At 69.2% G+C, this 12,583-nt stretch carries 12 protein-coding genes; 8 read left to right on the top strand and 4 right to left on the bottom strand.

Translation table 11 applies throughout. From position 1 onward, the window contains the following. The first annotated feature begins 43 nt into the window (after positions 1 to 43). From AC1RNC_RS06815 to AC1RNC_RS06785, 7 genes are all read left to right on the top strand, one after another. The gene (locus tag AC1RNC_RS06815) at positions 44 to 691 is read left to right on the top strand and encodes a hypothetical protein (RefSeq protein WP_492884821.1); all 648 of its coding nucleotides are present in this window, start codon (positions 44 to 46) and stop codon (positions 689 to 691) included. A gap of 34 nt (positions 692 to 725) precedes the next feature. After that, complete coding sequence (locus AC1RNC_RS06810; RefSeq protein WP_492884819.1) at positions 726 to 953, top strand: hypothetical protein; 228 nt, start codon at positions 726 to 728, stop codon at positions 951 to 953. A 218-nt stretch (positions 954 to 1,171) separates the two neighbouring features. After that, on the top strand, positions 1,172 to 1,921 hold the full coding sequence (locus AC1RNC_RS06805) for a response regulator (protein ID WP_492884817.1): 750 nt from the start codon (positions 1,172 to 1,174) through the stop codon (positions 1,919 to 1,921). Continuing rightward, on the top strand, positions 1,918 to 3,240 hold the full coding sequence (locus AC1RNC_RS06800; protein WP_492884815.1) for an ATP-binding protein: 1,323 nt from the start codon (positions 1,918 to 1,920) through the stop codon (positions 3,238 to 3,240). Before AC1RNC_RS06805 ends, AC1RNC_RS06800 begins: the two co-directional genes overlap by 4 nt. A 180-nt stretch (positions 3,241 to 3,420) precedes the next feature. Then, entirely contained in the window at positions 3,421 to 4,116 is a 696-nt protein-coding gene (locus AC1RNC_RS06795; RefSeq protein WP_125157796.1) for a carbonic anhydrase, read from the top strand. Continuing rightward, positions 4,113 to 5,663, top strand: coding sequence for a SulP family inorganic anion transporter (locus tag AC1RNC_RS06790; protein ID WP_492838206.1), 1,551 nt, complete (start codon positions 4,113 to 4,115; stop codon positions 5,661 to 5,663). The genes AC1RNC_RS06795 and AC1RNC_RS06790 overlap by 4 nt, the downstream gene beginning before the upstream one ends. Positions 5,664 to 5,743: 80 nt before the next feature. Further along, entirely contained in the window at positions 5,744 to 6,154 is a 411-nt protein-coding gene (locus tag AC1RNC_RS06785; RefSeq protein WP_492884812.1) for a Ros/MucR family transcriptional regulator, read from the top strand. Positions 6,155 to 6,168: 14 nt separating this feature from the next. Here the strand turns inward: AC1RNC_RS06785 and phnX are convergent, their stop codons facing one another. The 4 genes from phnX to AC1RNC_RS06765 all read right to left on the bottom strand — a co-directional run bounded on the left by phnX (position 6,169) and on the right by AC1RNC_RS06765 (position 10,255). Next, positions 6,169 to 6,978, bottom strand: coding sequence for a phosphonoacetaldehyde hydrolase (gene phnX, locus AC1RNC_RS06780; protein WP_492884810.1), 810 nt, complete (start codon positions 6,976 to 6,978; stop codon positions 6,169 to 6,171). Then, positions 6,975 to 8,111, bottom strand: a complete 1,137-nt coding sequence (locus AC1RNC_RS06775; RefSeq protein ID WP_492884808.1) for a TIGR03364 family FAD-dependent oxidoreductase — start codon at positions 8,109 to 8,111, stop codon at positions 6,975 to 6,977. The genes phnX and AC1RNC_RS06775 overlap by 4 nt, the downstream gene beginning before the upstream one ends. A 2-nt stretch (positions 8,112 to 8,113) precedes the next feature. Then, positions 8,114 to 9,445 (bottom strand): DUF5690 family protein, encoded by a 1,332-nt coding sequence (locus AC1RNC_RS06770; RefSeq protein ID WP_492884807.1) that lies wholly within the window; start codon positions 9,443 to 9,445, stop codon positions 8,114 to 8,116. A gap of 90 nt (positions 9,446 to 9,535) precedes the next feature. Beyond that, positions 9,536 to 10,255, bottom strand: coding sequence for a UTRA domain-containing protein (locus tag AC1RNC_RS06765; protein ID WP_492884805.1), 720 nt, complete (start codon positions 10,253 to 10,255; stop codon positions 9,536 to 9,538). Positions 10,256 to 10,442: 187 nt separating this feature from the next. Here AC1RNC_RS06765 and AC1RNC_RS06760 point away from each other — a divergent pair, with 187 nt between their 5' ends. Further along, a complete protein-coding gene (locus tag AC1RNC_RS06760) occupies positions 10,443 to 12,566 on the top strand; it encodes a phosphocholine-specific phospholipase C (RefSeq protein ID WP_492884803.1) in 2,124 nt (707 codons plus the stop codon). Positions 12,567 to 12,583: the final 17 nt, after the last annotated feature.

The following is a 12,583-nucleotide window of genomic DNA, read 5'->3' as shown; positions in this document are numbered from 1 at the left end:
AAGGCCGCACCCGATGGCGCGGCCCCTGTTCGGGAGAACAAGGATGCGCAAAACCCCAACCGGCCTGTTGGCCCTGGTCGCCGTCGCGGGATTCGCCGTCGCCGGCGCCGCGAGCGCCGAAACCGTCCGCCTGCCCGCCAAGCAGACCGCCCTGACCGCCGACCACTTTCACGCCCGCGCTCAAGTCATCGACGACCCGTTGGACATCGAGACGGTGATCAGCACCGAGCGCGGCTTCCAGACGGGCAAGGGTGTCTTCAAGTCGCCCAGCAACGACAACCACCTGCGGGCGATCGTCGACAAGCGCTCGGGCGCCACGCGCTTCGAGGTGCGTCAGACCCTGACCTATCCGGGCTCGATCCGCGGCTACAGCGAAGTCTCGCACCAGACGGGCCAATGGCCGGTCGCGGCGCCACTGACCAAGATCCGTGACAACGCCAGCCACTGCTTCCTGTTCGAAGCGCCGGAAGTCTGCCGCGAGGAGGTCTCGTTCGGCGTCGCCGAGAACGAACTGCGCCGCGCCGCCGCGACGCCGGGCGCCTGGGCCTTCAAGTTCACCTCGGCCAAGGGCTACGAGCACCGCGCCGCCATTACCCACGCCGAGATCGAGGGCCTGCTGAAGGCCGTCGACACCTACCGCCGCGCCCTGCCCGCCATCCAGGCGCAAGTCGACACCGCCGCTGGCGGCTGAGTTTCCTCGTTCAAGTTCCCGGAGTCTGTTTCGTATGAAAGTCCTCGCGTCCCTCGGCCTCGCCGCCGCCTGCCTGCTGGCCTCTCCGGCCCTTGCGGGTCCCGCCGGCACCGGCCTGACCTTCACCGAGGAGGTCGCCAAGAAGAACCTGCAGAAGCGCGCCGCCAAGGCCCAGACGGCCCTCGCTTGCGCCAAGCCCAAGGCTCCCGCAGCCAACGTCGCGCCCGAAGAAGTTCCCCCCGACACCTGCCGCGCCAGCTAGCGCGGCGTACAGAACGGTCGCCGTAGCTTCATCGTCGGCGGCGGCCCGCCCTCGCGTGCTCCCCTACCTGCAAAATGCGCGCGAGGGCCCAGTTTCGCTGGGATGCCAGGGTATCCCCAGTTTAGGCGCGGAGCCGGCGAGAAATCGTCGGCTCCGGCCTTGTTCCCGGCGCCATGGCGCCTAATTAGCCCGAGCATATGGATACTTCAGGCCACGGAATGATCGCGCTGCCGCGCGACTTGGCGACCGCGCCGCTCGCCTCCACGGTGCTCGTTGTCGAGGACGATCCGGCCCTTCGCACGCTGTTGATGCGTCTGCTGCGCGAGGAAGGCTTCCAGCCGCTCAGCGCGTCCCACGGCGCGGAAATGGCCCGGGTTCTGGAAACCAACGCGGTCGACCTTATTCTGCTGGACGTCATGCTGCCGGGCAGCAACGGCTTCGATCTTTGCCGCCTGGTGCGCCGCGAGAGCGACGTGCCGATCGTCATGCTCAGCGCCCGCCATGACGAGACCGACCGCCTGATCGGCCTGGAGCTCGGCGCCGACGACTATATCGGCAAGCCCTTCAGCAAGAAGGAGCTGATCGCCCGTATCCGCGCCATCCTGCGCCGGACTCAGGCCGGCTCGCAATCGAGCCAGCCGCGCGGCCACCAGCGGATGACGTTCTCAGGCTGGAGTCTGGATCCCGGCCGTCGCGAGCTGCTGTCGCCGGACGGGGCCTTCGTCGACCTGTCGGGCGCCGAGTTCGACCTGCTGCTGGCCTTCGTCAGCTCGCCCCAGCGGGTGATCGGCCGCGAGCGCCTGCTTGAGATGTCCCGCGCCCGCCTTTCCGACGCCTCGGACCGCAGCATCGACGTGCTGGTCAGCCGCCTACGGAGGAAGCTGGCCGTCGTTGGCCAGTCCGAACCTCTGCTGCGCACCGTGCGCGGCGTCGGCTATATCTTCACCGCCGCCGTCGAGCGCCGATGAAGTCCTGGCGGCTATGGCCGCAGCGTCTTGTCGGCCAGGTCACCCTGGTCCTGATGCTGGCCGTGGCCCTGGAATTCATCGGCAGTTCGATCCTGTTCGAGAACAGTCGCCTCTATCCCGACCGCGAGAACCAGATCCGGCGCGTGTCCGAGCAACTGGTAGCCGCGACGGGGATCCTGGAGGCCTCATCCCCCGACGAGCGCGGGGTGCGGGCCGCGGTGATTTCCAATCGCGCCACCCACCTGACCTGGTCGGTCCTGCCCACGCTGGTCGACGGCGGCCGGGCGGTCGAAAACGACTACCGCGAGGAACTGTTCGACGCCGAGCCCAGCCTGCGCGACCGGGATCTGCGCGTCCACGCCGACATCGACCGCGCCTTGCCACGCGACACGCACCTGAAAGTCGCCGTCAAGTTGCGCGACGGCAGTTGGATGGCGTTGAGCACCAAGATACGCGTCGCGCCCTGGGCCGTGCTGCTGAGCGGTTTCGGCTCGGCCTTTACGTTGGGCCTTGGCGTGATCATCGCCGCGGCGCTGGTGCTGCGCAATCTCAGCCGCCCGTTGCGGGCGCTGGCCGAGGCGGCCGACAAGGTCGGTAAGGGCGCTCAGGTCCGCATCGCCGAGAGCGGGGCCGGCGATCTCAAGCTGGTGGCCAAGGCCTTCAACGCCATGCAGGACCGCATCGCCGGCCTGCTGCAAGCCCGCACCGAGGCCCTGGCCGCGGTCGGCCATGATCTGCGCACGCCTCTGGCCCGCCTGCGGCTGAGGGCCGGTTTCGTGACGGACGCCGACGCTCGCGAAGCCCTGGAGGCCGACGTCGACGAGATGACGTCCATGCTGGACTCCCTGCTGGCCTATCTGGGTGGCCAGGAGGATCCCGAGCCCCGGCGACGGACGGACCTGGCCGCCATCGCCATGACCGTCGTCGACGACGCCGCCGACGCCGAGCGGCCAGCGACCTATGCCGGCCTCGACCACCTGCCCGTGCTGGCCCGGCCGCTGTCGGTGAAACGGGCGATCAGCAACATCGTCGAGAACGCCTTGCACTATGGCGGCGACGCCACGCTGACCCTGACACGCGAGGGCGACGCGGCGGTGCTGGCCATCGAGGACAACGGTCCCGGCATCCCCGAGGCCGAGCTGGCTCATGTGCTGCAGCCGTTCCATCGTCTCGACGACGCCCGGGCCCGCAACACCGGCGGTCTCGGCCTGGGCCTGACCATCGTCCAGCAGATCCTGCAACGCGAGAATGGAACCCTGGCCCTGAAGAACCGCCCTCAAGGCGGACTGCGCGTCGAGATCCGCCTACCCGCGCTTTAGCGCGCCCAAGACGTCCCCTCCCAAAGACATCTCCCAAGACATCCTTTGTCACAAAGCCGCTGCACCGCAGCAAAGACCCCAAACGACCTTCATCGACGCATCCGGCGCTTCTCGCCGTGACGCTCGCCGCGGCGCCCGCCCCCCTTTTGGGCGTCGCGGCGATCAGTTCATGGAGGTCCCTTGGAACAGTTTCTCGAACGCGCCGCGCTCTTTCGCGGCCAGGTCTTCCCCGCCCAGAGCGCCCTCTACGAACGCCTGGCCAGCCACGGCCAGAGCCCCTCGGCCCTGATGATCTCGTGCGCCGACTCGCGCGTGGTCCCCGAACTGATCACCCAGGCCGCCCCCGGCGACCTGTTCGTCTGCCGCAACGCCGGCAACATCGTTCCGCCGTTCAGCCAAGCCAATGGCGGTGTCTCGTCGGCGGTTGAATACGCCGTCATGGCCCTGGGCGTTCGCGACATCGTCGTCTGCGGCCACTCCGACTGCGGCGCGATGAAGGCGTTCTCGAACCCGGCGGCTCTGGAAAAGATGCCAAACGTGGCCGCCTGGCTGCGCCACGCCCACGCCGCCCACAGCGTCGTCTGCAACGCCTATCACGGCCTGGACGAGCACGGCACGACCCGCGCCCTGTCGCTGGAAAACGTCGTCGTCCAGCTGAACCACCTGCGCACCCACCCGTCGGTGGCGTCGGCCATCGCCCAAGGCAAATTGACCCTGCACGGCTGGTTCTTCGAGATCGAGACCGGCCAGATCCAGGCCTATAATGGCGACACCGGCCAGTTCGAGCAGGTCTACGAAGGGGCTCCGCTGCCCGTCGCCCAGCGCCCCTCGCGCCGCATGGTCGCCGCCGATCACCTGGGCATCGCCGCCGAATGACCCAAGCTGTCGCCTCCTCTCCCCAGGGCGTGAAGCCTGGCTTCTCGACGATCCTGTCGCGTGACTTCATTGCCTCGATCGTCGTCTTCCTCGTGGCGATGCCGCTGTGCATGGGCATCGCCGTCGCCTCGGGCGTCCCGGCCGAGCGCGGCCTCGTCACCGGCATCATCGGCGGCGTCATCGTCGGCGCCCTGGCTGGTTCGCCGCTACAGGTCAGCGGCCCCGCCGCCGGCCTGGCGGTCATCGTCTTCGAGATCGTCGCCAAGCACGGCCTGTCCATGCTGGGTCCGATCCTGGTCGTCGCCGGGCTGATCCAGCTGATCGCCGGCGCCGCCAAGCTGGGCAACTGGTTCCGCGCCATCTCGCCAGCCGTCGTGCATGGCATGTTGGCCGGCATCGGCGTGCTGATCGTGGCGGGCCAGTTCCACGTGCTGTTCGGCGACTCGCCCAAGGCCCACGGCCTGCAGAATCTGGCGGCCATCCCGTCGGCTCTGGCGGGCGTTCAGTTCGCCACCCTGACCCAGGTCGAAGCCGCCCTGGCGGTCGGCGTGGTGACCATCGGCTCGATCCTGCTGTGGGAGAAATTCCGCCCCAAGGCGCTGAAGCTGGTCCCGGGCGCCCTGCTGGGCGTCGTCGCCGGCACCGTGCTGGCCACGGTCCTGGGCCTGGACGTCCAGAAGATCGTCGTGCCGGAATCGATCGCCGCGGCGATCGCCATTCCTGGCGTCGGCGACTTCGCCCGCATGGCCGATCCGATGCTGCTGGTGACCGCCATCGCGGTGGCCTTCATCGCCTCGGCCGAGACCCTGCTGTCGGCCGCCGCCGTCGATCGCATGCACGACGGCGAGCGCACCAAGTACAACAAGGAGCTGGGCGCCCAGGGCGTCGGCAATATGCTGTGCGGCCTGGTCGGCGCCCTGCCGATGACCGGCGTGATCGTGCGTAGCTCCGCCAACGTCCAGGCCGGCGCCATGACCCGCCTGTCGGCGATCCTGCACGGCGTCTGGATCCTGGCCTTCGTCGCCTTGCTGCCCTGGCTGCTGCGCATGGTGCCCAGCGCGGCCCTCGCCGGCGTGCTGGTCGTCACGGGCTGGAAGCTGGTCAGCCTGGACCATGTCCGCCACCTCTTCGCCCGCTACGGTCTGCTGCCGGCGATGATCTGGGCGGCGACCTTCGTGATGGTCGTGGCGACGGACCTCCTGACCGGCGTGCTGGTCGGCATGGGCCTGACGCTGCTCGAGCTGGTCCCCAACCTCAAGAAGATGCGCCTCAGCGTCTCCCAGCACGAACTGGGTCCCGACGAGAGCGAGATCCGACTGGAGGGTGCGGCCACGTTCATTCAGTTGCCGAAGATCGCCAAGGTCCTCGACGGCGCGCCGAACAATGGCCGGGTGAAACTGGACACGCGCGGCCTCACCAGCCTGGACCACACCGTCGCCGAGGCTCTCAGCGACTGGCTGAAAGGCAAGGCGCGCGCCGGGGTGAAGGTCGAGCTGCCGCCGGCCTGCGCCTTCGGCGACCGTCTCCGAGCCGCGGGCGCGCACTGACCCACCGTTCGCCCGCCAACTGACCCAGGGGCGCGATCCCAGCGCCCCTGGGTTTCTTCTCAACGTCCCGAGCTATTCTCATGACCAAGGCCCAGGAACGCGCCGCCGAGATCGCCGCCCAGGTGCTGTGCGCCTATCTCAGCCGCAACACCGTGTCGGCGGACGATCTGCCCGCCCTCAGCGCGCGCACCTACGCCGCGCTTGAAGCCGTCTTCGCCGGCCCGGGGACCATCGCCCCGCCCATCGAGCCGCCGACGCCCGACCAGATCGCCGCCAGCATCACCCCCGACGCCATCGTCAGCTTCGAGAACGGCCGCCGCTATCGTTCGCTGCGCCGGCACCTGAACCAGCTGGGGCTGAGCGAAGAGCAGTACCGCGCCAAGTGGGGCCTGCCCGCCGACTATCCGCTGGTCGCCCAGAGCTTCTCGGACCTGCGCTCTAGCGCCGCCCGCGCCCAGCGCTTCGGCGGCGCGGCGGTGGCGGCCGAGTAACGCCGCCGGGAGCCTTAAGCCGCCGGGCGCTCGCCGCGTTCGATCCTGGTCGCGATATCGGCCAGGACGGGCCCTAGCCCGGCGACGCTCTCGACCACGTAGTGGGCGCCGGCGTCGCGCAGGGCCTGAGCGGAGGCTTCGATCCGGGCGGCGCGCTCGGCTTCCGGCAGCAGGTCGAGGTCCTCGCGCGACAGTCCGACACCATTGCCCGAGGCCGACAGGCCCACGGTCCAGGCGCCGACCTCCAGCCCCTCGCCGACGCCGACGACCGCGTCGTCGACCTTGACACAGGTCCGCGCCGGCCAGGCGCCCAGTTCGACCAGGGCCTTCCACATCATCAGGGGTGAAGGCCGTCCCGCCGCCGTCTCGCCAGCGCAGACCACCACTTCGGGCGCGTAGCCCTGTTCGGCGGCCAGCGGCAGGATGTCGGCCATCATCGGGCGGGTGTAGCCGGTCGTGGAGCCGATCTTCACGCCTCGCGCCCGCAGGTCGGCGACGAGATCGGCCGCGCCGGGGATCAGCCGGGCGCAGTCGCGAGCGGCGGCGCGCATCTTCGGCTCGACGGCGTCGTGCAGGCGGTCGACATCGGCCTCCGTCGAGGCCGCGCCGTGGAGCGTCGTCCAGAGGCTGGCGACGCGCGGCAAGGCCAGCAACGCCCGCACATGATCGCGCTTGGCCTTGCCCATGTCGGCGCGGACGTCCGCCTCCGAGATCTCGATCCCCGCCTCGGCGAAGACCTCGCGCAGGGCCATGACCGGCGCCCGGCAGCCGAAGTCGATCATGGTGCCGGCCCAGTCGAAGATGACGGCCTGGATCGGGCTCATGCGACGGCTCCTTGCCGGGGAAGGCCGTAGAGGCCGGCGATCACGTCCTCGGCCAGACCGAAAGCCGTCGAGGCGCCAGTGCCGCCGGTCACGGTCACCAGGCGAACGCGCGGCATCGGGGCCTCGATCAGGCTGTGACCGGCCGCCGACGCGTAGGTGCCGGTCCAGCGCTCCAGAACCGGCGGCGGAGCCTGGCCGAACACCTTGGCGAACTCGTCGAGGATCAGGGCGTCGACGTCGTCCCGGGCGAAGGGATCGGGCGTGGGGGCATAGTGGTGGCTGTCGCCGACCACCAGCGAGCCGTCGGCGCTCTGCGCCACGATCAGGTGGACGCCGTGCTCCAGGTGCGCCGGCTGCTCGGTCTCAAGCCGCGCGCGCAGGGCCGGCGCTTCGGGCAAGGCGGCATAGCCGAGGTAGCGAACCAGACCCAGGTCGGACATGACCGGCCCGGGCAGCCGCCAGCCCGGGGCGGCCAGGCGCAGCATCTGCAGCTTGCAACGCGTCACCTCGGCCTGGGCGAAGGCGTCGGGAAACAGGGTGACGAGATCGTCCCCCGGACAGACCACGATGGTCTCGGCGTGGATCGTCCCGACGGAGGCCTCCAGGCGACCGGTCTCGACGCCGCGCACGGCGACGCCTCGCAGGAAGGTCACGCCGTGCGCGGCCTCCAGCCAGGCGGCCAGGCGCGGAATGGCGGTGCGGGATTCGACCCGCAGATCGACCGAACTGGTCAGGGCTCCCAGAACCTCGCCCTGAACCGGCAGTCGGTCGCCGAGGTCGCCCGCGTCGCGCCAGGCGCAGCCCTCGGCCATCTCGGTTTCGAGAAAGGCTTCCAGCACGGCCTTGGCCTCGGTCCGGCGGGCGACCATGGTCAGGCCGCGCTGCACGACCTCGATTCCGGCCGGCCCGGCGATCTCGGCCCAGACCCGCGCCGAGCGCCGCGCCCGTCGCCAGACCTCGCCTCGCGCCTGGCCCGTGACGGTCACGAAGCCGAAATTGCGCACCGAGGCGCCGTTGGCCTGGGCGTCGCGGTCTATCACCACGACACGCTTGCCAAGGCGCGCGGCGGCCAGGGCATGGGCCAGGCCGACAATGCCCGCGCCGACAACGGCGAGATCGAAGGGGCGCTCCAAGGTCACGGCTCGACGACCTGACCGGCGGCCGGGAAGGCCCCCACGCCCTGCCCGCTGGCGGACGTCTTCCGCCGGCGCAGGAAATAGAGGCCCGCGAACAGCGTGCAGACCGCGCCGACGGCGCTGGTCGCATAGGCGCTGTTGACGAAGAAGCTCAGCCAGTCGAGGTCGACCATGGCGAAGTTGCGCCAGACCAGCAGCGCCACACTGCCCAGATACCCCGAGGCGTCGGCCACATAGATCAGGAAGCCGGCCGTGCCGACCTGGCCGCTGAAGGCGATCATGCGGTCGAACAGCATGGCGTTGAACGGGGTGTAGGCCATGTAGAGCCCCGCGCCGGTCAGGACCATCCAGGTCAGGGGGGTCAGCATATGCGCCTGAAACGCCAGGGTCGAGCCGCCCAGCACCAGGAAGCCGGCCAGGATCACGCCGTGCATGACCAGCAAGGCTCGCAGGTTGTCGCGCACCAGCATCACCGCGCCCATCACGGCCAACGAGACGACCGCGACCGGCAGCTCGCTGGCGGTGAACACGCCCGAGGCCTGGCCGAAGCCCAGGGCGGTCCATATCTCGGCGGCGAAGTTGTCGCGGAAGTCGCGCAAGGCCGTCAGCAGGATATAGGCCAGCACCAGCAGCACGATGCCCGGCGCGTAAGAGCCCAGGAAGGCGCGGCGCTGGGCCTTGTCCATCGGCTCCCTGCGCACGCGAGCGGCCTCGTCGGCGGCGCTGGGCGGCGGCATCTGGACCAGCGCCCAGACCGAGATCGCCAGCAGCGGCATGAAGATCGCGCCGGTGGCGGCCGGCATCCAGAACGGTGAAACGTGCAAGTCGACCATCAGCCATTTGCCGACCGACTTCACCACGCCCGACGACAGAATGAAGCTGGCGCAGAGGATGGCGCCCAGCACCTCCGAGGTGCGGCGGCCCTCCATGAAGCCGAACACCAGGCCCCAGATCATGCCCAGCGGCAGGCCGTTCAGGAACAGCGCCGCGACGTTCCAGGGCGCGGGCACGACCGCGAAGGCCAGCAGCGCCAGCCACGAGAGGCCGATCAGGCCCAGGATGGCGACACCGCGATGGCGGGGCGCGATCTCGGAGATCACCTTGACTCCGATCATCTTGGACAGGGCGTAGCCGGCGACCTGAGCCAGCACGAGAGCGATCTTGTAGTCGACCGCGAAGCTCCAGCCCTCGACCGCGCCGAAGGTCGCCGCCGCGAACGGCTTGCGGAAGGCGTACATCGAGAAATAGGCGCAGAAGCCGGCAAGGCCCGCGAACAGGGTGAAGGCCAGCGGATTGGCGCGCTCCAGCCAGCGCTTTGGACCAGTTGTCATGAGACGCCCTCTTTGGAGCGCACTGGTCTAGACCAAGTCCACGACAACTGGATGACGGCCGCGCTGGTCCGGGTTCCCCCGCTTCACGGGTCAGCGCACGCGGATGTCGACGCTGATCTTCAGGGCGTCGTGGCGCCAGTGCTCGCGGTCGAACTCGACCACGCGACCTTGCGCGTCGTAACAGGTGCGGACCAGATTAAGCCCTGGCAAGCCGGACTTGACCCGCAGGGCCTCGGCCTCCTCGCCAGTCAGGGCGCAAGGTCTCATATCGACCTTGTTGCGCGCCACGCCAATGCCATAGACCGACTTCAGCAAGCTGGTCAGCGAGCCATTCAGGTCGTGGTCTATCAGGCCCTGCGTCAGCGACGCGTCGACGATGATGCTCTCGAACAGAACCGCCCGACCATCGACCGAACGCCGGCGGCGGATCCAGTACAAGGGCGCCCCGATCGGGCGCGAAAAGATCTCGGCCAGCACGCCGTCACAGGCGATCTCGATCTTGCTGAGGGTCTCGGTCGACGGCTGCCGCCCCTGCGCCTCGACATAGGACATGAAGCCTTCCCAGCGGGTCGGATCATACACCACCGGCGGCGGCGAGACGTACCAGCCGCTGCGCTCCTTGCGGTAGATGACCCCCTCGGCCTCCAATTGAAAGAGGGCTTCGCGCACGGTGCCGCGAGCGACGCCGCCGCCGATCTGCATCTGGCGCTCGGACGGAAGGCGCTCGCCTGGCTTGAACTCTCCGCCAGCGATGCGCGCGGCGATGTCGTCGCGCACGCCGATATACTGAAGGCTTTCGGGTTGCTGCATCGGGCGACCTGGCCAGCGGTCGAATCCCGCCATGCCGTGAGGATGGGAGGGCGCTCCCCCAGGGTCAAGGAACTGGATCGGACCAACGGTCCCGCAAGCATGACCCGCGCCTTGGTGTCACGAAAGTTTCGCCGAAGCCCCAAACTACCTGGTCTATACCAAAAATCGAATCTCGGGAGATGGGCCGATGACGACCGACCGCCGCTCTTTCCTGCGCGCCGCCGCCACGGCCAGCGCGGCGGCTGGCCTATTGCCGACCACCGTCGCCAGGGCCTTGGCCATCCCCGCGCGCCATCGCACTGGCACGATCATGGATGTCGAGCACGTCGTGATCTTCATGCAGGAGAACCGATCGTTCGATCACTATTTCGGAGCGCTGAACGGCGTGCGTGGCCTGGGCGATCCGCGTCCGCAGCGCCTGCCCGGCGGCGCCTCGGTGTGGCGACAACCAAGTCAAGAGCATCCCGACGGCTTCGTCGCCCCGTTCCACGGCGACGCCTCGGCGACCAACGCCTACACCGTCGACGGCTCGGACCAGGGCCATCAGGCGGCGATCACCATCGTCAACGGCGGCCGCTACGATCAGTGGGGACACTCGGGCGAGCTGCACAAGCGGATGGTCTACTACAAGGCCTCCGACCTGCCCTTCTACCACGCCCTGGCCAGCGCCTTCACGGTCTGCGACGCCTATCACTGCTCGACCCTGACCCAGACCTACCCGAACCGCCTGCACCTCTGGACGGGCTGCAACGGCGGCGGCAAGGTCGGCGGCGATCCGGAAATGAGCAACTACGGCGAGGACGAGACGCCCAGCGCCGACATGGCCGAAGACAAGGTCATGGCCAAGGGGCCGCACGACTGGACGACCTATGCCGAACGCCTGCAGGCGGCCGGCGTCAGCTGGAAGGTCTACCAGGAGTATGACAATTTCGGCGATAACATCCTGTCGGTGTTCAAGACCTTCCGCCCCTGCGCCAAGGACTCCGAGTTCTACGCGCGCGGCCGCTCCTGGGTGGGCGAAGGCAAGTCCGGCGCCGATCGCAAGCGGTCGGATGGCGAGCAGCTGGTCCAGGCTTTCCGCGCCGACGTCGCCGCCGACCGGTTGCCGCAAGTCTCGTGGATCGTCACCGCCGCCGACCTCTCCGAACATCCCTCGGCCGAGCCGTCCAAGGGCGAGCATGTCTGCGCCGAACTGATCAAGGCCCTGGTCGACCACCCCGAGGTGTTCGCCAAGACGGTCTTCATCGTCAACTACGACGAGGCCGGCGGCTTCTACGACCACATGCAGCCGCCGATGCCGCCACTGACGCCCGAGCAAGGCTGGAGTTCGGTGTCGGTGGCTGGCGAGGCCAAGACCTACGGCCCGGACGCCGAGGGCGCCAACAAGGGCGCCTATCCGCTGGGCCTGGGCATCCGCGTGCCGGCCATCATCGTCTCGCCCTGGAGCCGGGGCGGCTTCGTCTGCTCGGAGGTGTTCGACCACACCTCGACCCTGAAGTTCCTGGAGCGGCGGTTCGGCGTACGCGAGGACAACATCAGCGACTGGCGCCGGACGGTCTGCGGCGACCTGACCTCGGCCTTCGACTTCGCCACGCCGAACCAGGACTGGACGGCCCTGACCCTGCCGGCCACCGCCGACTATATGCAGCGCGTGGCCCACTCCAAGGCGGCGCCGAGCCTGAGGATTCCCCAAACCCAAGGTCCATCGGCCCAGGACGGCCCACAGCGTGGCGCGCGTCCCCTGCCCTACGTCCTGTCGGCCGATGCTCGCGTCTCGGGCGGCGCGCTGTGGATCGACCTGGTCAATGCCGGGCGGGTGGGCGCGGTCTTCCAGGTCTTCGACAACACCGACCGCGAAGGCCCCTGGCGCTTCACCCTGGCGGCTGGCCGGAAATACGCCGCCGGTCACTGGAACAAGGACGGCCGCCCGTCGGGTCCCTATGACCTGACCGTCCACGGCCCGAACGGTTTCCACCGTCGCTTCGTCGGCGACACGTCACGGCCGCAGCCGGTCGTCACGGTCGCCGCCGACGCCCGCGCGCGCCTGGTCGTCAGCCTGCAAGGCGCCGGCCTGGCGACCCTGCGCATGGCCGAGGACTATCCCCTGGCCGAGGGCGAGGCGCGCCAGACCGTGATGCTGAAGCCCCCGGGCGTCGTCCGCTCGATCTGGGATCTGCGCGGCAGCGACCACTGGTACGACCTGACCCTGACCCTGGCCGACGATCCATCGTTCACCCAGCGTCTGGCCGGACACCTGGAAACTGGCCGCGCCAGCCGCACCGATCCCGGCATCGGCCGTATGCGCCTCTAAGCCTTCAGTTCACGGAT

The sequence above is a fragment of the Caulobacter sp. GW822-FHT01G02 genome, assembly GCF_058802865.1.
This window is presented reverse-complemented; position numbering and strand designations above follow the sequence as displayed.

What these genes read in the sequence shown, in the direction of transcription:
- AC1RNC_RS06810 (WP_492884819.1), top strand. Translation starts at nt 726, where the DNA reads ATGAAAGTCCTCGCGTCCCTCGGCCTCGCCGCCGCCTGCCTGCTGGCC.
- AC1RNC_RS06765 (WP_492884805.1), bottom strand. Translation starts at nt 10,255, where the DNA reads ATGCAGCAACCCGAAAGCCTTCAGTATATCGGCGTGCGCGACGACATC.
- AC1RNC_RS06760 (WP_492884803.1), top strand. Translation starts at nt 10,443, where the DNA reads ATGACGACCGACCGCCGCTCTTTCCTGCGCGCCGCCGCCACGGCCAGC.
- AC1RNC_RS06785 (WP_492884812.1), top strand. Translation starts at nt 5,744, where the DNA reads ATGACCAAGGCCCAGGAACGCGCCGCCGAGATCGCCGCCCAGGTGCTG.
- AC1RNC_RS06790 (WP_492838206.1), top strand. Translation starts at nt 4,113, where the DNA reads ATGACCCAAGCTGTCGCCTCCTCTCCCCAGGGCGTGAAGCCTGGCTTC.
- AC1RNC_RS06815 (WP_492884821.1), top strand. Translation starts at nt 44, where the DNA reads ATGCGCAAAACCCCAACCGGCCTGTTGGCCCTGGTCGCCGTCGCGGGA.
- AC1RNC_RS06770 (WP_492884807.1), bottom strand. Translation starts at nt 9,445, where the DNA reads ATGACAACTGGTCCAAAGCGCTGGCTGGAGCGCGCCAATCCGCTGGCC.
- AC1RNC_RS06800 (WP_492884815.1), top strand. Translation starts at nt 1,918, where the DNA reads ATGAAGTCCTGGCGGCTATGGCCGCAGCGTCTTGTCGGCCAGGTCACC.
- AC1RNC_RS06805 (WP_492884817.1), top strand. Translation starts at nt 1,172, where the DNA reads ATGATCGCGCTGCCGCGCGACTTGGCGACCGCGCCGCTCGCCTCCACG.
- phnX (WP_492884810.1), bottom strand. Translation starts at nt 6,978, where the DNA reads ATGAGCCCGATCCAGGCCGTCATCTTCGACTGGGCCGGCACCATGATC.